Origin of the sequence: Streptomyces regalis, assembly GCF_001509475.1 — a bacterium.
GTDB classification, from domain to species: Bacteria; Actinomycetota; Actinomycetes; order Streptomycetales; family Streptomycetaceae; genus Streptomyces; species Streptomyces regalis.
This window is the reverse complement of sequence record NZ_LLZG01000118.1, coordinates 37,379-60,578: the sequence shown is the minus strand read 5'-3', so window position 1 is coordinate 60,578 and position 23,200 is coordinate 37,379. Positions and strand designations below refer to the sequence as shown.

The window sequence follows — 23,200 nt, the reverse complement described above, 5'->3', positions numbered from 1 at the left end:
GGCAGTACAGCGTGATGAACGAAACGAATCCCTGAGCCGAGCCCTGGAACGCCCGTGAGCACCCCTGACGCCGCCGCGACACCCGCACCGACCCACACCCGGGCCGTCCCCGAGCCGACGGTCGGCACCCCGCGCCGCTGGGGCGCCCTCGGCCCCGTGGGTCTGGTGCTCGCCGGAGGGGTCTCGGTGCAGTTCGGCGGTGCCCTGGCGGTGAGCCTGATGCCGCGGGCCGGTGCGCTCGGGGTGGTGGCGCTGCGGCTGCTGGTGGCGGCGGTCGTCCTGCTGCTGGTCTGCCGGCCGCGCCTGCGCGGTCACTCCCGTACCGACTGGGCCACGGTGATCGTCTTCGGGATCACCATGGCCGCGATGAACGGCCTCTTCTACCAGTCGGTCGCCCGTATCCCGCTGGGCCCCGCGGTCACCCTCGAGGTGCTCGGCCCGCTCACCCTCTCCGTCCTGTCCTCGCGTCGTGCGATCAACGTCCTCTGGGCCGGACTCGCTCTCGGCGGCGTCTTCCTCCTCGGCGGCGGAGGCTTCGGCAGCCTCGACCCCATAGGTGTCGCCTTTGCCCTGGGGGCCGGCGCCATGTGGGCGGCCTACATCATCTTCAGCGCCCGCACGGGCCGGCGCTTCCCCCAGGCCGACGGACTGGCCCTGGCGATGGCGGTGGGCGCCGTGCTCTTCCTCCCCTTGGGCATCGCCGAATCGGGCATGAAGCTCACCGACCCCGTGACCCTCGGACTGGGCGCGGCCGTGGCCATCCTCTCCTCGGTCCTCCCCTACACCCTCGAACTCCTCGCCCTGCGCCGCCTGCCCGCAGCGACCTTCGCCGTCCTGATGAGCCTCGAGCCGGCCCTCGCCGCCGCCGCCGGCTTCCTCATCCTCGACCAGACCCTGTCCGCCCTGCAGGCCCTGGCGATCGCCCTGGTCATCGCGGCGAGCATGGGGGCCGTGCGGACGCAGGTGGGCCGGGGGAAGGCGAAAGCCGTCCTGAACGGCTAGGCGCGCGGTCGCGGCCCGGCGGTCGCGGCCCGGCGGTCGCGGCCCGGCGGTCGCGGCCCGGCGGTCGCGGCTAGCGCATCAGCAATCCCTGGATTCCACGGCCGTGATGGACGCGCAGCCGGTGCAGCTCCCACAGGCCCACCGCGGTCACCGAGACGGGGGCGCCCAGGATGAACACGACCCGGACCGGCAGCGGCACGGCCTCGTAGGGGTTCGTGAAGATGTCGATCAGAGCCATCTCCCACACCAGCGTCATGGCCAGCAGCGGCGGCATCGTCTCGTGGATGTCGGCGGTGCGGAACACGTGGACCAGGGCCAGGCCGATGCCCCAGACGATGAAGGGCAGCACCCACACGAAGGTGAGCGCGATGCCCATGTAGGTGAGGACGGTCATCACCGGGTTGGTGGCGAAACGGCCGTCCATGAAGCCCGTGAGAACGGAGGCCGGGAACACGAACACCGCGGCCACCAGGGCCACCATCGCACCGAAGCACTTGGCCGCCCGGCGCAGCAGCTCCCGCCGTGCCTCAGGAGAGGCCAGGGCGAGCAGGATCCCCACGGCGACCGGGAAGGTCACGCACAGCACCAGAACGCTGATCCAGGACTGGTTGAAACGGTCACTGGCGGCGTCCTGCACGGAGTTGGCGATCTTGTATGTGGCCGACAGCCACACCATCGCGCCCAGCCCCACCATGGTGCGGATCTTCTGCATACGGACCACCGCGAGGTCCTCGACGATGCCCGGCCTGGACGGCTTGAAGACCCTGCGCGCGGTGTGGATGGGCCCGATCTTCCGCCACAGCCGCGTGAAGGGCCCGGGCGGGGCGGGCATCGGCGGAACCGGGTACGGCGAGTAGGGCGGATGGGGGTGCGGCGAGTAAGGGTGCGGGATGTGAGGCGGATGGCCTCCGGCGGGCGGTGCGGGCGCTGCCGGCGGGGGCGGGTACGGCCCGGGCTGCGGCGGGAACGGCTGCTGGCCGTGCGGGTCGTAGGGCGGCTGCCCGCTCGGGTTCCAGTTGCTCATCGTTGTGCTTCCCCCGATGCGTGACTCATGCGTTGCGTTGCCGATGCCGCAGGCGCGACGGCCGAGTGTATTGAGTGCACGCCAACATCCACACCCACACGCACACCCTTCCCTTCATGAACGCCTCTTGATTCATGCAAGCGTGCTTGCTTGTTTTCTTCTCCGCTGCCATGCTCCTCACCACGCCGCACCATCCCGCAGCGCCACACACCGCACCACCCCGCACACCGCCGTGTCCCGAGGGGAGCGCACCGTGTCCGATCCGACGCCTGTGTTCGACGATCTGCGCGAGGAGAGCGAGGAACTCGACCGGCTCGTGGCCGAGTTGAGCCCCGAGCGGTGGGCACTCGCGACTCCGGCGCCCGGCTGGACCGTCGCCCACCAGATCGCGCACCTCGCCTGGACGGACCGCTCGGCGCTGCTGGCGGTGACCGACGTGGACGCGTTCCACGCGCTGGTGGAGAAGGCGCTGGTCACCCCGGGTTCGTTCGTCGACGAGGGGGCGGAGGAGGGGGCCGGACTTCCGCCCGCCGAGCTACTGGCGAGGTGGCGGGAAGGGCGGGCTGCCCTCGACGCGGCGTTGCGCGAGGCGCCGACCGGCGTCCGCTTCCCCTGGTACGGCCCACCCATGTCGGCTGCCTCCATGGCCACGGCCCGACTTATGGAGACCTGGGCCCACGGTCTGGACGTCGCCGACGCACTGGGTGTGGCGCGCACACCTACCGACCGGCTGAGGCATGTGGTGTGGATCGGGGTACGGACCCGGGACTTCGCCTTCGGCGTGCACGGACTCCCCGCGCCGCTCGACGACTTCCGCGTCGAACTCGTCTCGCCCTCCGGCGCGTTGTGGACCTACGGCCCCGAAGACGCCCCGCAGCGCGTGACCGGCCCCGCCCTCGACTTCTGCCTCCTGGTCACCCAGCGAGCCCACCGCTCCGACCTTGCCCTGCACGCCGAGGGCCCGGACGCCGACCGCTGGTTCGACATCGCCCAGGTCTTCGCGGGCCCGCCGGGCAAGGGTCGCGCGCCGAAGGGGCCCGCGCAGTGACGCCCGCGCCCCGTCCGCTGCGGATCGGCAACGCCTCCGGCTTCTACGGCGACCGCTTCGACGCCATGCGCGAGATGCTCACCGGCGGCGAACTGGACGTCCTCACCGGCGACTACCTCGCCGAGCTGACCATGCTGATCCTCGGCCGGGACCGGCTGAAGGACCCCGGCGCCGGATACGCGCGCACCTTCTTGCGGCAGCTGGAGGAGTGCCTACGGCTCGCGCACGAGCGGGACGTCAGGATCGTCGCCAACGCGGGCGGCCTCAATCCGGTCGGACTGGCGGACGCCGTACGGCAGTTGGCCGATCGCCTGGGCGTCCCCGTCCGGGTCGCCCACGTCGAGGGTGACGATCTCACCGCCGCCCACCCGGGCAGCCTCGCCGCCCACGCCTACCTCGGCGGCTTCGGCATCGCCGCCTGTCTGCGGAAGGGCGCGGACATCGTGGTCACCGGGCGGGTGACGGACGCCGCCCTGGTCACGGGGCCAGCCGCCGCCCACTTCGGGTGGGGGCCGGGGGAGTACGACCGGCTCGCGGGCGCGGTCGTCGCCGGGCATGTGCTGGAGTGCGGGGCGCAGGCGACCGGCGGCAACTACGCCTTCTTCGAGGAGGGCGACGTCCGGCGCCCCGGCTTCCCGCTCGCCGAGCTCCACGAGGACGGCACCTGCGTCATCACCAAGCACCCCGGCACCGGCGGCTTCGTCGACGTCGGCACGGTGACGGCTCAGCTGCTGTACGAGACGGCGGGTGCCCGGTACGCGGGGCCGGACGTCACCGCCCGCCTGGACACCGTATGGCTGACGCAGGACGGCCCGGATCGCGTCCGTGTCGAGGGCGTACGTGGCGAGGCCCCGCCCCCGACCCTCAAGGTCGGCGTCAACCGCCTCGGCGGTTTCCGCAACGAGGTCGCCTTCGTGCTCACCGGCCTCGACATCGAGGCCAAGGCCGCCCTCGTGCGGGAGCAGATGACGGACGCGCTGGCCAAGTCGCCGCCCGCAGAGGTCCGTTGGGGCCTGGTCCGCACCGAACGGCCCGACGCGCCGACGGAGGAGATGGCGAGCGCGCTGCTGCGGCTCGTCGTACGCGATGCGGACCAAGCGGTCGTCGGGCGGGCGCTGAGCGGGGCCGCCGTGGAGTTGGCGCTCGCCAGTTACCCCGGCTTCCATGTGCTGGCACCACCCGGAAAGGGCTCGCCCTATGGGGTCTTCGAGGATGTGTACGTCCCCCATGGTGCGGTCGACCATGTGGCCGTCCTCCACGACGGACGCCGGGTTCCTGTGCCGCCGGCCCACGTGCTGCCGGCCCACGTGCCGCCGGCCCACGACACGGCCGTACTCGACGATGTACTGGAGCCACCACCCCTACCGAAGCCACTGCCACCCGCGCCCACGAAGCGCGTCCCCCTCGGCCTCATCGCAGGCGCCCGCAGCGGCGACAAGGGCGGGAACGCCAACGTCGGTGTCTGGGTGCGGACGGACGACGCCTGGCGCTGGCTCGCGCACGAGCTCACAGCCGCCAGGTTCCAGCAGCTGATCCCGGAAAGCGGTCGGCTGAAAGTCACCCGGCACCTGCTGCCCAACCTCCGCGCCCTCAACTTCGTCGTCGAGGGCATCCTCGGCGAGGGCGTCGCCGCGCAGCACCGTTTCGACCCGCAGGCCAAGGCGCTCGGCGAATGGCTGCGCTCCCGCCACCTGGACATCCCGGAGACCCTGCTGTGACCGTCCTGCCCTCCACCCTGGACACCACCGGCCCCGACTACCGGGCCAACCGCGAGGCCATGCTCGCCAAGCTCACCGACCTCGACGCCGAACACGCCAAAGCCCTCGCGGGCGGCGGCGAGAAGTACGTGGCCAGGCACAGGAAGCGCGGCAAGCTCCTCGCCCGTGAGCGCATCGAGCTGCTCCTCGACCCCGACACGCCGTTCCTGGAGCTGTCGCCGCTGGCCGCCTGGGGCAGTGACTACACGGTCGGCGCGTCCCTCGTCACCGGTATCGGGGTCGTCGAGGGCGTGGAGTGCCTGATCACCGCCAACGACCCGACCGTGCGCGGGGGAGCGAGCAACCCCTGGTCGCTGAAGAAGGCGCTGCGCGCGAACGACATCGCCCTCGCCAACCGGCTGCCCTGCATCAACCTCGTCGAGTCGGGCGGCGCCGACCTGCCGTCGCAGAAGGAGATCTTCATCCCCGGGGGCGCCATCTTCCGGGAACTGACGCGGCTGTCCGCGGCCGGCATTCCCACGATCGCGGTCGTCTTCGGCAACTCGACGGCCGGCGGTGCGTACGTCCCCGGCATGTCCGACCACGTGATCATGGTCAAGGAGCGCGCCAAGGTGTTCCTCGGCGGTCCGCCCCTGGTGAAGATGGCGACCGGTGAGGAGAGCGACGACGAGTCGCTGGGCGGTGCGGAGATGCATGCGCGCGTGTCGGGCCTCGCCGACTACTTCGCGGCCGACGAGCCGGACGCCCTGCGCCAGGCACGCCGGGTGGTTGCCCGCCTCAACCACCGTAAGGCCTACGGCGATCCGGGCCCCGCCGAGCCCCCCAAGTACTCCGCCGACGAACTCCTCGGCATCGTCCCCGGCGACCTCAAGACCCCCTTCGACCCGCGCGAGGTCATCGCCCGCATCGTCGACGCCTCCGACTTCGACGAGTTCAAGCCGATGTACGGAACGAGCCTGACCACCGGCTGGGCAGCCCTGCACGGCTACCCGATCGGCGTGCTGGCGAACGCCCAAGGGGTCCTCTTCAGCGAGGAGTCCCAGAAGGCCGCCCAGTTCATCCAGCTCGCCAACCAGCGCGACATCCCGCTGCTCTTCCTGCACAACACCACCGGCTACATGGTGGGCAGCCAGTACGAGCAGGGCGGCATCATCAAGCACGGCGCCATGATGATCAACGCGGTCAGCAACAGCCGGGTGCCGCATCTGTCCGTCCTCATGGGTGCGTCGTACGGCGCCGGGCACTACGGCATGTGCGGCCGCGCCTACGACCCCCGCTTCCTCTTCGCCTGGCCCAGCGCCAAGTCCGCCGTCATGGGCCCCCAGCAGCTCGCCGGCGTGCTCTCGATCGTGGCCCGCCAGTCGGCGGCCGCGAAGGGGCAGCCGTACGACGAGGAGGGGGACGCCGCGCTGCGCGCCATGGTGGAGCAGCAGATCGAGTCGGAGTCGCTGCCCATGTTCCTGTCGGGGCGGCTGTACGACGACGGCGTCATAGATCCGCGCGACACACGCACCGCCCTCGGTATGTGCCTGTCCGCCATCCACACCGCCCCGTACGAGGGCGCGCGTGGCGGCTTCGGCGTCTTCCGGATGTGAGGGACCTTCCAGTGATCACTTCTGTGCTCGTCGCCAACCGGGGCGAGATCGCCTGCCGCATCTTCCGCACGTGCCGTGAGTGGGGAATCCGGACGGTCGCCGTGTACTCGGACGCCGACGACAACGCCCTCCACACGCGCGTGGCCGACACGGCGGTACGGCTGCCGGGAGCGGCCCCCTCCGACACGTATCTCGACGGCGGCCTGATCGTGAAGGCGGCCGTGGCCTGCGGCGCGGACGCCGTACACCCCGGCTACGGCTTCCTCTCCGAGAACGCCGACTTCGCACGCGCCGTCCTCGACGCGGGGCTCGTCTGGATCGGCCCGCCCCCGGAAGCGATCGAGGCGATGGCGTCCAAGACACGGGCGAAACAGCTGATGGGGCTTGCCCCCCTGGGCGAGGTCACCGAGAGCGACCTGCCCGTGCTGGTGAAGGCGGCCGCGGGCGGCGGAGGGCGCGGAATGAGGATCGTGCGCCGCCTGGAGGAGCTCGACAGTGCGTTGCAGAGCGCGCGCGCTGAGGCCGCGAGCGCCTTCGGCGACGGCGAGGTGTTCGTCGAGCCGTACATCGAGAACGGCCGCCACGTCGAGGTGCAGATCCTCGCCGACACCCACGGCACCGTCTGGGCCCTCGGCACCCGGGACTGCTCCCTGCAGCGCCGCCACCAGAAGGTGATCGAGGAGTCCCCGGCACCCGGCCTCACCGAACGGCTCACGAACGAGCTGCACGCACTGGCCGTACGCGCCTCCCGTGCCGTCGACTACGCCGGCGCCGGCACCGTCGAGTTCCTGGTCGCCGGCGACAAGGCGCACTTCCTGGAGATGAACACCCGCCTCCAGGTCGAACACCCCGTGACGGAAGCGGTCTTCGGCATCGACCTGGTCGCGGAACAGATCCGCGTCGCCGAAGGCCACGCCCTCGCCGCCGACCCGCCACACGCGTGTGGCCACGCCGTCGAGGCCCGCCTCTACGCCGAGGACCCGGCCCACGACTGGGCCCCGCAGACCGGCACCCTGCACCGTTTCGCCGTACCCGAGGGCGTCCGGCTGGACACCGGCTTCACCGACGGCGACGAGATCGGCGTCCACTACGATCCGATGCTCGCCAAGCTCGTCGCCCACGCCCCCACGCGCGCGGCCGCGATCCGCAAGCTCGCCGGCGCCCTGGAACGGACGACGCTCCACGGCCCGCTCACCAACCGCGACCTCCTCGTCCGCTCCCTGCGCCACGAGGAGTTCACGTCCGCCCGCATGGACACCGGCTTCTACGACCGCCACCTCACCGACCTGACACGGCCCACGCCGGACCCGTACGCCCCCCTGGCCGCGGCCCTGTCCGACGCCCACGGCCGCTCCCGCTTCGGCGGCTGGCGTAACGTGCCGTCGCAGTCGCAGACCAAGCGCTACGCGAGGGCGGGCGAGGAGATCGAGGTCCGCTACCGCCACACGCGCGCGGGCCTGGAGGCCGACGGGGTGCGGGTGGTACGAGCCGATGCCGCCCTGGTCGTACTCGAGGTGGACGGCGTACGAAGGAACTTCGAGGTCGCGAGGTACGGCGACGAGATCCACGTGAACGCCACGCGCCTCACGGCACTACCCCGCTTCCCGGACCCGACGGCACAGCTGGCGCCGGGGTCCCTGGTGGCCCCCATACCCGGCACGGTCGTACGGATCGCCGAGGGACTGGCCGTCGGGGCCGCTGTACAGGCCGGACAACCCCTCCTATGGCTGGAGGCAATGAAGATGCAGCACAAGATCTCAGCGCCGCTCACGGGAACGCTGAGCGCCCTTCACGCCGTACCTGGCCAACAGGTGACGGTCGGCTCATTGCTTGCAGTAGTGCAGTTGGCCTAAAGGGGCGCGGGACTGTATCGATATGCGGCTACCGCCGCGTGAGCGCGAGCAACCACACACGACCCGCACCCGGGAAGGAGCCCCATGCCCCCCACCCTCGAATCCGAAGAACACAAGGCCCTACGGTCCGCAGTAGCCGCCCTCGGCAAACGCCACGGCCGCACCTTCGACCGAGAGCAACTCTGGTCCGAGGCCGCCAAACTCGGCTACCTCGGCGTCAACCTGCCGGAGGCATACGGCGGTGGAGGCGGCGGAATCGCCGAACTCTCCATCGTCTTGGAGGAGTTGGGAGCCGCAGGCTGCCCCCTCCTCATGATGATCGTGTCCCCGGCCATCTGCGGCACAGTCATCGCCCGCTTCGGCACCGAGGAACAGAAGCGCGAGTGGCTCCCGGGCCTCGCCGACGGCACCCGCACCATGGCCTTCGGCATCACAGAGCCAGACGCCGGCTCCAACAGCCACCGCATCATGACAACGGCACGCAAAGACGGCGCCGACTGGGTACTCAACGGCCGCAAGGTCTTCATCTCCGGCGTCGACATAGCGGACGCGACCCTCATAGTCGGCCGCACGGAAGACGCCCGCACCGGCCGTCTCAAGCCCTGCCTCTTCATCGTCCCGAGGGACGTCGAAGGGTTCCAGCGCCGCCGGATCGACATGGAACTCCAAGCTCCCGAGAAGCAGTTCGAGCTGACCCTCGACGACGTACGGCTCCCCGCCGACGCCCTGGTCGGCGACGAGGACGCGGGCCTCCTCCAGCTCTTCGCCGGCCTCAACCCCGAACGCATCATGACGGCCGCCTTCGCGATCGGCATGGGCCGGTACGCCCTCGCGCGTGCCGTCGAGTACGCGCGCGACCGCACCGTGTGGAAGACCCCCATCGGCGCCCACCAGGCCATCGCCCACCCCCTCGCCCAGGCGCACATCGACCTCGAACTGGCCCGCCTGATGATGCAGAAGGCGGCGTACCTGTACGACGCCGGAGACGACGTGGGCGCGGGCGAGGCCGCCAACATGGCGAAATACGCGGCGGGGGAGGCCTGCGTCAAAGCCGTCGACCAGGCCGTGCACACCCTCGGCGGAAACGGCCTCACCCGCGAGTTCGGCCTGGCCTCGTTGATAACCGCCGCGCGCGTGTCTCGTATTGCTCCGGTGAGCCGGGAGATGATTCTCAACTACGTCTCCCACCAGACTCTTGGCCTGCCCAAGTCGTACTGACCGGCATCCGTACGGCACCGTGTCGCGAGGAGGAACCGTGTTCCGCAGCGAGTACGCAGACGTCCCGGCCGTAGAACTCCCCATCCACGAGGCCGTACTGGGCCCCGCCGCCGCATTCGGTGACGCACCCGCGCTCATCGACGGCACGGACGGCACCACCCTCACGTACGAACAGCTCGACCGCTTCCACCGGCGCATCGCCGCCGGCCTCGCCGAGGCGGGCGTCCGCAAGGGCGATGTCCTCGCCCTGCACAGCCCCAACACCGTCGCCTTCCCCACCGCCTTCTACGCGGCCACGCGCGCGGGTGCCTCCGTCACGACCGTGCACCCGCTCGCCACGCCCGAGGAGTTCGCCAAGCAGCTGAAGGACTCGGCGGCACGCTGGATCGTCACCGTCTCGCCGCTGCTGGAGGCGGCACGCCGGGCCGCCGAACTCGCCGGCGGGGTCCAGGAGATCTTCGTCTGCGACAGCGCACCCGGACACCGCTCACTCATCGACATGCTGGCGTCCGCGGCCCCCGAACCGCAGACCGACATCGACCCCGCGACGGACGTCGCCGCCCTGCCGTACTCGTCGGGCACCACCGGCATACCCAAGGGCGTGATGCTCACCCACCGCCAGATCGCCACCAACCTCGCCCAGCTCGAACCCGTCATCCCGACCGGCCCCGGCGACCGCATCCTCGCCGTGCTGCCCTTCTTCCACATCTACGGCCTGACCGCCCTGATGAACGCGCCCCTGAGGCTGGGCGCGACGGTCGTCGTCCTGCCCCGCTTCGAGCTGGAGACCTTCCTCGCGGCGATCCAGAACCACCGCATCACCGGCCTGTACGTGGCCCCGCCGATCGTCCTCGCCCTCGCCAAGCACCCGCTGGTCGCGCAGTACGACCTGTCGTCCCTGAAGTACATCGTCAGCGCCGCCGCACCCCTGGACGCAAAGCTCGCCGCCGCCTGCTCGCAGCGCCTCGGCCTGCCGCCGGTCGGCCAGGCGTACGGCATGACCGAACTGTCCCCCGGCACCCACGTCGTCCCCCTCGACGCCATGAACGACGCGCCCCCCGGAACCGTCGGCCGGCTCATCGCCGGCACCGAGATGCGCATCGTCTCCCTCGACGACCCTGACAAGGACCTCGGCGTCGGCGAGTCCGGCGAGATCCTCATCCGCGGCCCCCAGGTCATGAAGGGCTACCTCGGCCGCCCCGACGCCACCGCCGCGATGATCGACCCCGACGGCTGGCTGCACACCGGCGACGTCGGCCACGTCGACGCCGACGGCTGGCTGTTCGTCGTCGACCGCGTCAAGGAACTCATCAAGTACAAGGGCTTCCAAGTGGCACCCGCCGAACTGGAAGCACTCCTGCTCACCCACCCCGGCATCGCGGACGCCGCGGTGATCGGCGTCTACAACGACGACGGCAACGAAGTCCCGCACGCGTACGTGGTCCGCCAGCCGTCCGTCACCGACCTCTCCGAAGGAGAGGTCATGATGTACGTCGCCGAACGTGTCGCCCCCTACAAACGCGTCCGCCAGGTCACCTTCATCGACGGCGTCCCGCGAGCCGCCTCCGGGAAGATCCTCCGCCGCGAACTGCGGACACTCAGGGAGGCCACATGACACTGATCGGCCGTACACGCGCGCGTGCCGTGGAAACCCTCACCCTGGACTCCCCGGCCAACCGCAACGCGCTCTCCGCGGCGCTGGTGGGCGAACTGACCGACGCGCTGACGGACTGCGCCAAGGACGCCGACGTACGCGCGATCGTCCTCACCCACACAGGCACCACGTTCTGCGCAGGCGCCGACCTGCGCGACCCCCCGCCCCCGGACGGACTGGTGGCGCTGCTCCGGCAGATCGTGGAACTGCCCAAACCGGTGGTGGCCCGCGTCACCGGCCACGTCCGCGCGGGCGGCCTCGGCCTGCTCGCGGCCTGCGACATATCGGCGGCATCACGGGAGGCCACCTTCGCCTTCACAGAGGTCCGCATCGGAGTGGCCCCCGCGGTCATCTCCCTCCCGCTCCTGCCCCGCACCGACCCCCGCGCCCTGGCCCGCTACTACCTCACCGGCGAACGCTTCACCGCCCCGGAGGCCGCCCGCATCGGCCTGCTCACGACGGAGGGCGAGGACGTCGACGAGACACTGGCCCCCGTCCTGGACGGCCTGCGTCGCGCCTCCCCCCAGGCCCTGGCCGAGACGAAAGCACTGCTCACGACTAAGGTGCTGGAAACCTTCCACCGGGACGCGGCCGACCTGACCGCGCTCTCGGCCCGGCTGTTCTCCTCCGCACAGGCCCGCGAGGGGATGACGGCCTTCCTCGAAAGACGGGATCCCGAATGGGTGGTGTGAGCACAGTCAGCGACCGCGTGGACCGGGCGGACCGCGTGCCCAAACAGGACCGCAGCCGCGCCACCCGGCAACGGCTCCTGGAAGCCGCCGTGGCCTGCCTCGCCGAGCACGGCTGGGCCGGCTCCACGGTCTCCGTCGTCGCCGAACGCGCCGGAGTCTCCCGAGGCGCCGCCCAGCACCACTTCCCGACCCGCGAGGACCTCTTCACCGCCGCGGTCGAGTACGTCGCCGAAGAACGCTCCCTCGCCCTGCGCGCCCTGTTCCCGCAAGGCGCCGCAGGCGACCGGCGCGCAGTCGTGTCCGCCCTCGTCGACCTCTACACCGGCCCACTCTTCCGCGCAGCCCTCCACCTGTGGGTGGCGGCATCGAACGAGGAGCAGCTGCGCCCCAGGGTCACCGAACTGGAGGCCCGGGTCGGCCGGGAAACCCACCACATCGCGGTGGACCTGCTCGGCGCCGACGAGTCCGGGCCGGGCGTGCGGGAGACGGTCCAGGGCCTGCTGGACATGGCCCGCGGGCTGGGCCTGGCGAACCTGCTCACGGACGACGCCGCCCGCCGGGAGAGGGTGGTGGCGCAGTGGGCGGTGTTGCTGGAGGAGGCGTTGGGCTGAGGGCGTTGTCAGTGGCGAGGGCTACGGTTTCGGCATGGGTGATCACTTCCAAACGATCGTCGACCTCGGGGCGAGCCCGCAGCGGGCGCCGCACCTCGCCGAGCGCGTGGTCGAGTGGCTGGTGGCCGAGGGAATCGTGCTCGCCGAGCGCACGGACTGTGTTCTCGGGCAGCCGCTCGGCCATCCCCCGGGCCCGAACTGGCAGCAGGCTGTGGGGCCGGACGACGCCGACTGGGATCCCTGGGACGGCCTCGCCGTGCACACCGGGCGCACTGTCTTCCATGGCGGGCAGGGCGAGCCGGAGGCAGTGTGCTGTCCGCGCTGCGGGGTCACCACCCGGCTGATCACCGACGAGTGGGAGTTGATCGACGACGCCTGGGTGCCGTTCAGCAAGGCCATCGACGTCTGGTACAAGACGGGCGCGGCCCACGTCGACTGCCCCGCCTGCGCCGAGTCCGTCCCCCTGACCGACTGGACCTGGGCCGACGACTACTTCGCCTTCGGCCACCTCGGCTTCGAGTTCTGGAACTGGCCCCCGTTCACCGAGAAGTTCCGCACCCGAATATCCGAGCTCCTGGACGGCCACCGTACGGCGTATGTGTGGGGCAAGCTCTGACGAGGCCGCCGCTCACGGACTCAGCCGCTCCACCCGCCAGCTCCCGTCCTGCTCCGCCACATACCGCAGCCGGTCGTGCAGCCGGTTCTCCCGCCCCTGCCAGAACTCCACCGCCTGCGGCGCCACCCGGAAACCGCCCCAGTTCGGCGGCACGGGTACCTGCTCGCCCTCGGGATAGCGCGCCGCCAGCTCGGCGTACGAGCCGTCGAGGTCGGCTCGGGTGGCGATGACCGAGGACTGGGCGCTGGCCCAGGCGCCGAGCTGGGAGCCGTGCGGGCGGGTGCGGAAGTACGCGGCCGTCTCGTCGCGCCCGGTGCGCCGCGCCACGCCCGTGACGATGACCTGGCGAGCCATCGGATGCCAGGGGAAGAGGAGGCAGACGTACGGGTTCTCGGCGAGATCTCGGGCCTTGCGGGAGTCGTAGTTGGTGTAGAAGACGAAGCCCTGCTCGTCGAATTGCTTCAGCAGCACCGTGCGGGAGCTGGGCCGCCCCTCGGCGTCCGCGGTGGAGACGATCATCGCGTTCGGCTCGAAGAGGTGGGCCTGTGCCGCGGCCTGCTTGAACCAGCGCGCGAACTGTTCCACCGGAGTGGCTGCCAGGTCGGTCTCGGCGAGGCCCTCGGCCCGGTAGTGCTTGCGCATGGCGGCGGGGTCGGGGACGGGCTCGGCAGGATCGAGGGGGACGGCGTCTCGGTCGGTCACTCGGTCATCTTGCCGTATGCCGCGGGCGCCGTCCGGCATGGTGCCGGTCACCATGGCATGGCACTGAGTGCCGCAGGGCCTCCCCAAAGGTGGCACTGGGGGATATCGTTCTGATGTCGTCGCGGTTGGATGACCGTCGGCCGCACGGGGCATCACAGGGGTACGCCCCGGACCGCGAGTCCCCGCGTTCTTGACCGTGGATCCACCGGGCGCGAGTCCCGATCTCTGCTGACCGACATGTGGTCGTCCCACCCACGTCCCACCCACAAACCATCCGTCGCACACATCACGAGGAGCCGCCTGATGTCCGACTTCGTACCCGGACTCGAGGGAGTCGTCGCGTTCGAGACGGAGATCGCCGAACCGGATAAGGAGGGCGGCGCACTCCGGTACCGGGGCGTCGACATCGAGGATCTGGTCGGCCACGTCTCGTTCGGCAACGTCTGGGGGCTGCTCGTCGACGGCGCGTTCCGGCCCGGTCTGCCGCCCGCCGAGCCCTTCCCGATCCCCGTGCACTCCGGCGACATCCGCGTCGACGTCCAGTCCGCGCTCGCCATGCTGGCCCCCGTGTGGGGACTGAAACCGCTTCTGGACATCGACGAGGAGCAGGCGCGGGAGGACCTGGCGCGCGCCGCCGTCATGGCCCTCTCCTACGTCGCCCAGTCCGCGCGCGGTCAGGGCCTGCCGATGGTTCCGCAGCGCGAGATCGACAAGGCCCAGTCCGTCGTCGAGCGCTTCATGATCCGCTGGCGGGGCGAGCCCGACCCCAAGCACGTGGCCGCCGTCGACGCCTATTGGACGTCCGCCGCCGAACACGGCATGAACGCGTCCACCTTCACCGCCCGCGTCATCGCCTCCACCGGCGCCGATGTGGCCGCCGCCCTCTCCGGCGCCGTAGGAGCCATGTCCGGCCCGCTGCACGGCGGTGCCCCCTCCCGTGTCCTGCACATGATCGAGGAGATCGAGCGCACCGGCGACGCCGAGGCGTATGTGAAGCAGACCCTCGACAACGGCGAGCGCCTCATGGGCTTCGGCCACCGCGTCTACCGCGCCGAGGACCCCCGCGCCCGGGTCCTGCGCCGCACCGCCCGGGATCTGGGCGCCCCCCGCTTCGAGGTCGCCGAAGCCCTGGAGAAGGCGGCCCTCGCGGAGCTCCACGCCCGCCGTCCGGACCGGGTCCTGGCCACGAACGTCGAGTTCTGGGCCGCCATCGTGCTGGACTTCGCTGAGGTCCCGGCGCACATGTTCACGTCGATGTTCACCTGCGCCCGTACGGCGGGCTGGTCGGCGCACATCCTGGAGCAGAAGCGCACCGGCCGCCTCGTCCGCCCCTCCGCGCGCTACATGGGCCCGGGCCCGCGCGACCCGCGCGAGGTCGAGGGCTACGCGGACATCGCGCACTGATCCCGAGCGCACCGGAATCCCCGACCCCTCCGGGACCCCCGACCCCTCCGGCGGGCCGGCATCACGCTGGGCGGACCAGCCCCGCGTGATGCCGCTCGGTGGCCGGCCCGTGCCGCCGAAGACGCCCTACGGAACGTGACTGATCCACTCCGCCAGTATGCTGGGTCGGCTGCGGCGCCCTTACTCCATCATCCGTCCCCACGCGGTGAGTTACGGCCTGCGGCGACCGAGACGTCCCACGGCATGAGGATGAGAACAGGTGCTGATAGCGGGCCGCTACCGGCTGAGCGAGTCGATCGGGCGCGGTGGGATGGGGGAGGTCTGGCGGGCATACGACGAGACGCTCGCCCGGCAGGTCGCCGTCAAGCTTCTGCTGCCCCAGGACTCCGACCCCACCGCCACCTCCCGGTTCCGGCTGGAGGCGCAGACCGCAGCACGGATCGACCATCCCAACGTGGTCGGCGTCCGGGACTTCGGCGAGCACGACAACCGGCTCTTCCTGGTGATGGAGCTGGTCGAGGGCGACAGCCTCGCCCGGGTGGCGTCGCAGTTCGGCGCCCTGCCCGCCGAACGCGTGGCACGTATCGCCGCCCAGGCCGCCGCCGGTCTTGCCGCCGCGCACCGAGAGGGCATCGTCCACCGCGACATCAAGCCCGGCAACCTGCTCCTGGACGCCGACGGCACCCTCAAGATCGGTGACTTCGGCATCGCCCGCTTCCTGGACGACCCCGGCGCCGCGCTGACCGCCACCGGACAGATCGTCGGCACGAGCCTCTACCTCGCCCCCGAGCGCGCCCTGGGAAAGCCGGCGGGCCCGGCCTCCGACGTCTACGCGCTGGGCTGTGTCCTCTACCAGCTCCTCACCGGCCGCCCGCCGTTCCACGCCGACACCGCGGTCGCCATCCTGCACCAGCACCTCGACGCCGCCCCCGTACCGCCCCGCGAGCTGGGCGTCCGGGGCCTGCCGCCCGCCTTCGAGAACTACCTCCTCGGCCTGCTCGCCAAGGACCCCGAACACCGGCCCGCAGCACAGCAGGCCGCCGACTGGTTCGTCGGCGGCGCCTGGCAGGGACGTCCCGAGCCGTTGCCCGACGCGACGTCACCGTCCCGGCATCGGGCGGCCGCCCCGGCGTCCGCCGCCCGGGCACAGCAGGTGAGTGGGGCACAGCAGGTGGGTGAGGCCAGCACGCCGACCACGTACATGCTGCCGTCGGCCCAAGGAACGGCGTCCGTCGGCCGGTCCCGCTCCCGGCCCGGAGCCCGGCCGAGACCCAGCCCCAGACCCCGGGCCGGGACCCGGCGCGTGGCCGCCATGGTGGCCGGAGCGGTGCTCTTCGTGGCCGCGATGCTCCTCGGCATGCTGTGGTTCTCCCCCGACAACACCACCTCGGACGGTACGAAGTCCGAGGCACCGTCCAGCCCGAGCGCCTCCGCATCCACCTCCCCCCTGGCCACGAGCCCGCCCGCTACCGCCTCCCCGAGCCTGGCGGTGGAGACGAGCGCTGGCCAGGAAGGACAGGACGACGACGGCAGCGGCGAGGGCGGCGAGGACGACTGACGGGCGGCCCTCCAAAACGCAGACGACCCGCGAGCTCGGGTCCCTCCGCCGGTGGCGGGGGAGCCGGCCGGACGTTACCGGCGAGCTCGCGGGTCGGGTGACTGCGTTGGATTGGGCCGGCTGCACGCTTTTCTCACGTGCTGGTCCGGCACCGCACTGCGTGTGGTGGCGAGCCGCTAGCCCGCAGCCACCTCGCTCGTCCGGGATTCATACATGTACCGGATCACCTCCTCTCTCGGCGTGAGCCACACACTAGGAACCTCTCGGCCACCGATCAACGGGTTTTTCGAGATGTTGACTGTGGCGATTCCGATCGCGTGCTGTAGCCGTAGCCATCGCCCCGTTGCAGAAGCCGCAGATTCCAGTGGGAGACATTGAATCTGCCCATCGGCGTCGTGAGGCTGTGCTGTCCGCTGGCTCGCACCGAGATGCGGCCGGTCCAGGTCCCTGCCCACTTGCCGATGGGCATGACAGCACGTACGAGATCTCCAGTGACATACCCGAAGTGCTGCTTGGTTCGGGCGCGCCGCAGCCTGGGAAACCCGTAGCGGTCCGGGGTGGTGCGGGTGTAGGAGCCGCGTCCGGTGGCTTTGGCGACGAGGACCTGCTCGGGGAACCGTACGATCGCGTCGCCGCTCTCGTGATCGAGAGGCCCGACGCACAGAGCGTCCAGGGTGTGCGTCTTGGTCAGCCCCATGGCATTGCGGTTTTCCTTGGTGCCTTCGCCTGTCCAGGTGTGCACCGGTCTGCCGAGGGTGCCCAGTGCCTCGATGAGCTGCCATCGGGTCGCGTTCATGGCGGCGGCGTCATGGAGGGGTGCCTTGACCTGCTGAAGGATTTTCGTGAGGCGGTCGGGTCTGTGGGCGAGGAAGACCTCGATGGGTTGGCTGCCCTTGGCCCGGTTGCAGGGGACGCAGGCGAGGACGAGGTTGGAGATGCGGTTCGAGCCTCCTCGGCTGCGGGGTGTGAGGTGCTCGATGTTGAGGGGGACGCCGGTGGCGTCGCAGTAGGCGCAGGCGTTGTTCCATTGGGCTTGCAGGTAGGCGCGAGTGTTGGTTCCGGCGAGTGGTCCCTGCCCGTACTCGACGCCGTTGAGGGGTCTGCCTGCGCTCATGCTGTGGGTGTCGAAGGCGACGAATTCCACGTGTATCTCGGTGACGGGTGCGTAGCGGCAGAGGCGGCTGGCCATGGAGAAGGTGGTGTCGACGCGGTGGCGCTGGGAGGGTGGTAGCCACCTTTCGGGGTGGGTCCGGTTGTTCGATCTGCGGGCTCGGTAGCGGCAGTTGGCGGAGCGTCGTCGGTGTCGGTAGCCGGCGCGCTGTTGCATGCACTTGTGGATCTGGTCGCCGCGATGTTGGAGTTCGACTGAGACCAGTCCGCGCCGGATGCTGACTGTGGTGCCTTGTCCGCTGGTTTCTTTCTTCTCGTCGGTGAGGGCGAGGCCGGTGCCTTTGGAGCCGGGGTCGATGCGTAACTGAACGCCGTCGACTTCCGAGTCGGCCAGCGTGCGGTCTTTGAGGCGGATGGTGAAGGGCACTTGTCGGGCGACGACGGCCCGTCCTTTGCCGAGGAGTTCGCGGGCGCGGGCGGGGTGGCAGGGCATGAGCGGTTGCCCTTCCTTGGAGAGTACGAAGACTCTGCTTTCGCCCACGCCACCGTCGTACGACTGCTCATGTGGGGGAGCGTCACCGCTCCCGTTCTCTGCCGCCTTCGCTGCCGTGGCAGCGCGCTTGGCGTGACGCCGACAGGCTCCGGTGCCCTGCCCGTCGGTCTCCCCTCGCCCATGTTCCCTGCCGGCGCCCCGCGCGGCGGCGGGGTGTCCGTGAGCCGTTTCGTCCCTGCTCCCAGGGGTGTCTGCTCCCACGGATTCCAGAGCAGGCTGCTGAGGAAGCACAGCCTGGTGGGTCTGCTCGCCTGCGGGAAACGTAGTCATCGGGGCACCTCCCTGATCCTGTGGATCGTGATGACTGGGGCTGGTCACTCGACGACCTTGTGGTCGGGGAGCGAGTGGCCTCCCTTCTCGTATGTGCAGCTGACGCTAGTGGCCAAGATCCGCGCATTGGGTTGCAGTCGCCAGATGTCGCCCATTCGTGCGAATCAGCTGAATTCTCCGAACGGGTAGTCGATCTAGCTGCTAAATGCATGCTGGTCATCTAGCGTTCCGTACATGACAGAACAGCAGGCGGTCCGGCAGGCGATACTCAGCGGCTCGACCTTCGAGGAGCAGATCGGGTACGCGCGTGCCGTGGTCGACGGGGACTGGGTGCATGTGTCGGGGACGACCGGGTTCGACTACGCGACGATGGCGATTTCCGAGGACGTGGTGGAGCAGGCCGAGCAGTGTCTGCGGAACGTGGGAGCCGCGCTGGAGGAGGCGGGGTGTTCGTTCGCCGATGTGGTGCGGGTGCGGTACCTGTTGCCGGATCGGGCGGACTTCGAGCCGTGCTGGCCGGTGCTGCGGCGGTACTTCGGGGACGTGCGGCCGGCGGCGACGATGATGATGTGCGGGCTCGCCGACCCTCGTATGAAGATCGAGATCGAGGTTTGTGCCCGGCGGGGGAGTGGCGCTCGTGTCTGACCGTCCCGGACTTCGCATCGCGCCGGTCGACGGCGAGGTCATGCTTCAGGAGTGGCGGCACGTGCACAACGTGATCGTTCCGCCCGCGGCCATGGATCTCGACGAGGTGCGGGAGCGCAGCGGCCGGTACCGCCTGCGGAACGCGTACGTCGGTGACGTCCTCGTCGGCTGTTCGACCGTACGGCCGCCGGAGGGTGAGGACGCGGTGGCGACGGTCATCGCGCGCGTGCTGCCCGAGTACCGGCGGCGCGGGTACGGCACGAAGCTGTACGAGGACGGGCTCGCCCACGCGCGTGTGCTGGGCGCCAGGGCGATCGAGACCTGTGTGCTGGCCGTCAATGAGGAGGGGCTGCGGTTTGCCGGGGCGCGTGGGTTCGTGGAGATCGATCGGTATGTGCTGGACGGCGAGACCGATGAATGGCTCGACCTGCGGCTGGAGTAGGCACGAACGGCTCGTGCCGGCTCGTACAACGATTCCTTCAATCTTGGGGAACACGGTGTGTGCTGCATCACGTTCGAGTTAGATGATTGCAAGTGAGCGAACCGACGCGTCGTACGTGCGGACGCAGCTTGGCAGGGGGTCCAGGTGAGTGCTTCCCGGCGTAGTGGGACCACCGACGAGCTGGGCCCGGATGAACCCGAGCGGGACGGTCCGGAGGGTTCGTCGGGCAGTTCGGGTGGTTCGGAGGGTTCGGCAGGCGGGTCCGATCTGCTGGCCGCGCTGCTGGACGGGATGGACGCGGCTCTGTGCGCCTTCGATGCGGACGGGGTCGTCACCCATTGGAACCGTGAGGCGGAGCGGATCCTGGGGTGGAGTGCGGCCGAGGCCGTGGGGCGGCACGGATTTGCCGGGTGGGCCGTGCGCGAGGCCGATGCCGAGGAGGTCGAGGGGCGGCTGATGTCCGCCATGCAGTCTCCCGGGCGTCAGGTGCACGAGTTCGCCCTGCTGACCAAGGACGGCGGGCGGGTGCTCGTACGGACGCAGTCGGCGGCCGTGCGGGGGCCGGACGGAAAGCCCGCCGGGTTGTACTGCGCCTTCAGTGAGGTGCACGCGCAGATCGATCTCGAGCGGTCGATCGCGTTGAGCGAGGCGTTGTTCGAGGACGCGTCGTGGGGTGTGGTGCTCGTCGACGCCGATCTGCGGCCCGCTGTCGTCAACGCGCATGCGGCTCGGGCGCTGGGTATCGGGCGTACGTCCGTGCTCGGGCGGCCGCTCGGGGAGTTGCTCGCCCAGGGGGTCGAGGAGGTGGAGAGCGCGCTCACGCATGTGCTGGCGGAGGGTGCGCCGCCGGCGCCCGCCGAGATCTGGGTGAGTGTGCGCACGCCGGAGGGTGAGCGTCGTCGTTGCTGGCGGTGTGGCTTCGTGCGGCTGGCCTCGCCGCTCGCGGAGGAGCCGGTGCCGTTGGGGGTGGGCTGGCTCTTCCAGGACGTGACCGAGGGCAAGCAGGCGGAGCAGGAGGCGGCGCAGCTGCGGTTCCGGACGAATCAGCTGCACCGTGCCGCTCGGGCCGCCGCGGAGTGCGAGGACCCTGTGGAGGCGGCGGCCGTTCATCTGGACTTCGCGCTGGCCGGGTTCGCCGATCACGCGCTGATCGACCGGGTCGCGGGTGGGGCGGTCATGGACGCGGATACGGCGGGGCCGGTGCGGCTGGTTCGGATCGCGGTGACGCCCTCCGGTGCGCCGGGGCCGAGTCTGCTCGGTGGGGAGGCCGGGTTGCCGGTGCGGTACGCGGAGGGGCATCCGGCGTTGCGGTGTGTGGCGCGGGCGGGGTCCGTGCGGGCCGATGCGGGTGAGGTGTCGGCGGAGCAGGCGCGTGAGTGGGCGGTGGGCCGGCAGTGGCCGGCTGATGCGGTGCACGCGCTGTGTGCGGTGTTGCGGAGCCGGGGGCGGACGTGGGGGGTCGTGACGTTTCTGCGGGGCGCCGGGCGGAATGCGTTCGAGCGGGCCGATGCGGTGTATGCGGAGGGTGTGGCGGTGCGGATCGCCTCCGCGTTGGATCTGGCTGCGGCTCTGGACGTGGAGGGCTTGCAGTAGCGATGCCGCGTCAGTGCCGGTAGAAGATCCGGTCGCCGTACTTCTCGAACACTCGGCTGTTCCAGTCGAGGCCGCCGTCCACGTTGCCGGAACGCAGGAGCGGGGGCTCGATGCCGCGGGCGGCCAGGGTGGCGGCTGCGGTGGCCATGACGGCCTGGAGGAGCGCACTGGTGACGACCGTGGAGGCGGGGGCGAAGGGGGCCGGGATCGTGTCGAGGGTGAGTTCCGCGTCGCCGGTCGCGATCTTCGAGTCGAGGACGATGTCGCAGTGGTCCTTGAGGTAGGTGCCGGAGACGTGGCGGGACTTCGTCTCCGAGGCGTACGCCACTGAGGTCACGCCGATGACCCTGACGCACAGGGCGCGGGCGTGCATGGCCATCTCGACGGGGAGGGCGTTGCGGCCGGACAGGGAGATGATCACGAGGGCGTCGCCGTCGCGGAGGGGTGAGCTGTCCAGGACGGCGCTTGCGAGGCCGTCCACGCGTTCCAGTGCGGAGCCGAGGGTGGCGGGCATGACATCGACGCCTACGACGCCGGGGACCGTGAGCAGGTTCATCAGGGCGAGGCCGCCCGCGCGGTAGACGATGTCCTGGGCGGCGAGGGAGGAGTGCCCCGCGCCGAAGGCGAAGAGCCGGCCGTCGGCGGTGACGGTGTCGGCGAGCAGGGTGCCGGCTGCCTCGATGCTCTCGGCCTCCTCGTCACGGACCCGCTGGAGCAGGCCGATCGCGGCGTCGAAGAACTGGTCGGCCGGCTTGCTGTCGCTCATGCGGGGCCCTCCGGGGGTGGCGGTCGGGTCGGGTGGTCGCGTGGAGTGTGTCGCGGATCACCGTGCGGTCTGGACCAGTGCGGTGTCAATACGGTCGATGGGTGGGTCGGGGCCGCGCCACGTCCCCGTGCCGCTGTAGGCGGGGGTGCGGCCATATAACCCCGTGTAACCCCCGTGGTTTCCACGGCGCGGCACGGTTGTCCGTGGTATCCGGCAGAATTGAGTGCAGGGCCAGCGCACGCGCCGTGGAGCTGTCTCGCTTCCGGCTGAGCTAATCGCAGAGCTAATCGAGGGGCACGTATGTCCGGACTGATCGACACCACGGAGATGTATCTCCGCACCATCCTCGAGCTGGAGGAGGAAGGTGTGGTCCCCATGCGCGCCCGGATCGCCGAGCGGCTGGACCAGAGCGGGCCGACCGTCAGCCAGACGGTGGCGCGGATGGAGCGTGACGGGCTGGTGTCCGTGGCGACCGACCGGCATCTGGAGCTCACGGACGAGGGGCGGCGGCTGGCCACCCGTGTCATGCGCAAGCACCGCCTCGCCGAGTGCCTGCTCGTCGACGTGATCGGGCTGGAGTGGGAGCAGGTGCACGCCGAGGCGTGTCGCTGGGAGCACGTGATGAGTGAGGCCGTGGAGCGGCGGGTGCTGGAGCTGTTGCGGCACCCGACCGAGTCGCCGTACGGCAACCCCATCCCCGGCCTGGAGGAGCTCGGCGAGAAGGACGGCGCCGATCCGTTCCTGGACGAGGGCATGGTCTCGCTGGCCGACCTCGACCCGGGCGTCGAGGGCAAGACGGTCGTCGTGCGCCGTATCGGCGAGCCGATCCAGACCGACGCGCAGCTGATGTACACGCTGCGCCGGGCGGGCGTGCAGCCCGGCTCGGTGGTGAGCGTGACCGAGTCGGCGGGCGGTGTTCTGGTGGGCAGCGGCGGTGAGGCGGCCGAGCTGGAGGCGGACGTCGCCTCCCATGTTTTCGTCGCGAAGCGCTGAGCCGACGGCACCCGTCGCCTTCGGATTCTCACCCGTGTAACTCCCGGTGCAGGAGCGGGAGTTGTGGCGATCTGTCGATCTCGGCGATTCCAAGATTCAGTGCGCTGAATCGCAGCGCTCGGCCGTTTCGCGT

General features: G+C 70.6%; 20 protein-coding genes. 16 read left to right on the top strand and 4 right to left on the bottom strand.

Translation table 11 applies throughout. The annotated features are described in order from the left end of the window. Positions 1-54: 54 nt before the first annotated feature. Positions 55-1,002, top strand: a complete 948-nt coding sequence (locus tag ADL12_RS17815) for an EamA family transporter (protein ID WP_079052105.1) — start codon at positions 55-57, stop codon at positions 1,000-1,002. Between the two features lie 70 nt (positions 1,003-1,072). Here the strand turns inward: ADL12_RS17815 and ADL12_RS17810 are convergent, their stop codons facing one another. Beyond that, a complete protein-coding gene (locus ADL12_RS17810) occupies positions 1,073-2,026 on the bottom strand; it encodes a hypothetical protein (RefSeq protein ID WP_244187930.1) in 954 nt (317 codons plus the stop codon). 253 nt (positions 2,027-2,279) lie between these two features. Here ADL12_RS17810 and ADL12_RS17805 point away from each other — a divergent pair, with 253 nt between their 5' ends. The 9 genes from ADL12_RS17805 (at position 2,280) to ADL12_RS17765 (ending at position 13,031) form a co-directional block, all read left to right on the top strand. Continuing rightward, complete coding sequence (locus ADL12_RS17805) at positions 2,280-3,074, top strand: TIGR03084 family metal-binding protein (protein ID WP_062703581.1); 795 nt, start codon at positions 2,280-2,282, stop codon at positions 3,072-3,074. After that, the gene (locus ADL12_RS17800; RefSeq protein WP_079052104.1) at positions 3,071-4,792 is read left to right on the top strand and encodes an acyclic terpene utilization AtuA family protein; all 1,722 of its coding nucleotides are present in this window, start codon (positions 3,071-3,073) and stop codon (positions 4,790-4,792) included. Before ADL12_RS17805 ends, ADL12_RS17800 begins: the two co-directional genes overlap by 4 nt. Next, positions 4,789-6,387, top strand: a complete 1,599-nt coding sequence (locus ADL12_RS17795; RefSeq protein ID WP_062703579.1) for an acyl-CoA carboxylase subunit beta — start codon at positions 4,789-4,791, stop codon at positions 6,385-6,387. The genes ADL12_RS17800 and ADL12_RS17795 overlap by 4 nt, the downstream gene beginning before the upstream one ends. An 11-nt stretch (positions 6,388-6,398) precedes the next feature. After that, on the top strand, positions 6,399-8,240 hold the full coding sequence (locus ADL12_RS17790; protein WP_062703576.1) for an acetyl/propionyl/methylcrotonyl-CoA carboxylase subunit alpha: 1,842 nt from the start codon (positions 6,399-6,401) through the stop codon (positions 8,238-8,240). An 84-nt stretch (positions 8,241-8,324) separates the two neighbouring features. Next, positions 8,325-9,458 carry an acyl-CoA dehydrogenase family protein gene (locus tag ADL12_RS17785; protein WP_062703574.1) on the top strand — a complete coding sequence of 378 codons (1,134 nt, stop codon included), beginning with the start codon at positions 8,325-8,327 and terminating at the stop codon, positions 9,456-9,458. Positions 9,459-9,495: 37 nt separating this feature from the next. Then, positions 9,496-11,073 carry a 4-coumarate--CoA ligase family protein gene (locus ADL12_RS17780; protein WP_062703572.1) on the top strand — a complete coding sequence of 526 codons (1,578 nt, stop codon included), beginning with the start codon at positions 9,496-9,498 and terminating at the stop codon, positions 11,071-11,073. Then, a complete protein-coding gene (locus tag ADL12_RS17775; protein WP_062703570.1) occupies positions 11,070-11,804 on the top strand; it encodes an enoyl-CoA hydratase family protein in 735 nt (244 codons plus the stop codon). Before ADL12_RS17780 ends, ADL12_RS17775 begins: the two co-directional genes overlap by 4 nt. Further along, on the top strand, positions 11,792-12,415 hold the full coding sequence (locus ADL12_RS17770; RefSeq protein ID WP_062703568.1) for a TetR/AcrR family transcriptional regulator: 624 nt from the start codon (positions 11,792-11,794) through the stop codon (positions 12,413-12,415). The genes ADL12_RS17775 and ADL12_RS17770 overlap by 13 nt, the downstream gene beginning before the upstream one ends. A gap of 34 nt (positions 12,416-12,449) precedes the next feature. Continuing rightward, positions 12,450-13,031 (top strand): hypothetical protein, encoded by a 582-nt coding sequence (locus tag ADL12_RS17765; protein ID WP_062703566.1) that lies wholly within the window; start codon positions 12,450-12,452, stop codon positions 13,029-13,031. Positions 13,032-13,043: 12 nt separating this feature from the next. Here the strand turns inward: ADL12_RS17765 and pdxH are convergent, their stop codons facing one another. Beyond that, complete coding sequence (pdxH, locus tag ADL12_RS17760; protein WP_062703668.1) at positions 13,044-13,733, bottom strand: pyridoxamine 5'-phosphate oxidase; 690 nt, start codon at positions 13,731-13,733, stop codon at positions 13,044-13,046. 303 nt (positions 13,734-14,036) lie between these two features. Between pdxH and ADL12_RS17755 the strand changes: the two genes are divergently transcribed. Both ADL12_RS17755 and ADL12_RS17750 read left to right on the top strand, forming a co-directional pair. Further along, a complete protein-coding gene (locus tag ADL12_RS17755; RefSeq protein ID WP_062703564.1) occupies positions 14,037-15,137 on the top strand; it encodes a citrate synthase 2 in 1,101 nt (366 codons plus the stop codon). A 259-nt stretch (positions 15,138-15,396) separates the two neighbouring features. Continuing rightward, complete coding sequence (locus ADL12_RS17750; protein ID WP_062703562.1) at positions 15,397-16,695, top strand: serine/threonine-protein kinase; 1,299 nt, start codon at positions 15,397-15,399, stop codon at positions 16,693-16,695. A gap of 274 nt (positions 16,696-16,969) precedes the next feature. Here ADL12_RS17750 and iscB read toward each other — a convergent pair whose 3' ends face one another. After that, complete coding sequence (iscB, locus tag ADL12_RS17745) at positions 16,970-18,346, bottom strand: RNA-guided endonuclease IscB (protein WP_244187928.1); 1,377 nt, start codon at positions 18,344-18,346, stop codon at positions 16,970-16,972. Positions 18,347-18,862: 516 nt separating this feature from the next. Here iscB and ADL12_RS17740 point away from each other — a divergent pair. From ADL12_RS17740 to ADL12_RS17730, 3 genes are all read left to right on the top strand, one after another. Beyond that, complete coding sequence (locus ADL12_RS17740; protein WP_062703557.1) at positions 18,863-19,273, top strand: RidA family protein; 411 nt, start codon at positions 18,863-18,865, stop codon at positions 19,271-19,273. Between the two features lie 40 nt (positions 19,274-19,313). Beyond that, entirely contained in the window at positions 19,314-19,715 is a 402-nt protein-coding gene (locus ADL12_RS17735) for a GNAT family N-acetyltransferase (protein ID WP_079052106.1), read from the top strand. Between the two features lie 144 nt (positions 19,716-19,859). After that, positions 19,860-21,308 (top strand): PAS domain-containing protein, encoded by a 1,449-nt coding sequence (locus tag ADL12_RS17730; RefSeq protein WP_062703556.1) that lies wholly within the window; start codon positions 19,860-19,862, stop codon positions 21,306-21,308. Positions 21,309-21,318: 10 nt separating this feature from the next. Here the strand turns inward: ADL12_RS17730 and ADL12_RS17725 are convergent, their stop codons facing one another. Then, positions 21,319-22,074, bottom strand: a complete 756-nt coding sequence (locus tag ADL12_RS17725; protein ID WP_062703555.1) for an SIS domain-containing protein — start codon at positions 22,072-22,074, stop codon at positions 21,319-21,321. A 300-nt stretch (positions 22,075-22,374) separates the two neighbouring features. Here ADL12_RS17725 and ADL12_RS17720 point away from each other — a divergent pair, with 300 nt between their 5' ends. Then, entirely contained in the window at positions 22,375-23,067 is a 693-nt protein-coding gene (locus tag ADL12_RS17720; RefSeq protein ID WP_062703554.1) for an iron-dependent transcriptional repressor DtxR, read from the top strand. Positions 23,068-23,200: the final 133 nt, after the last annotated feature.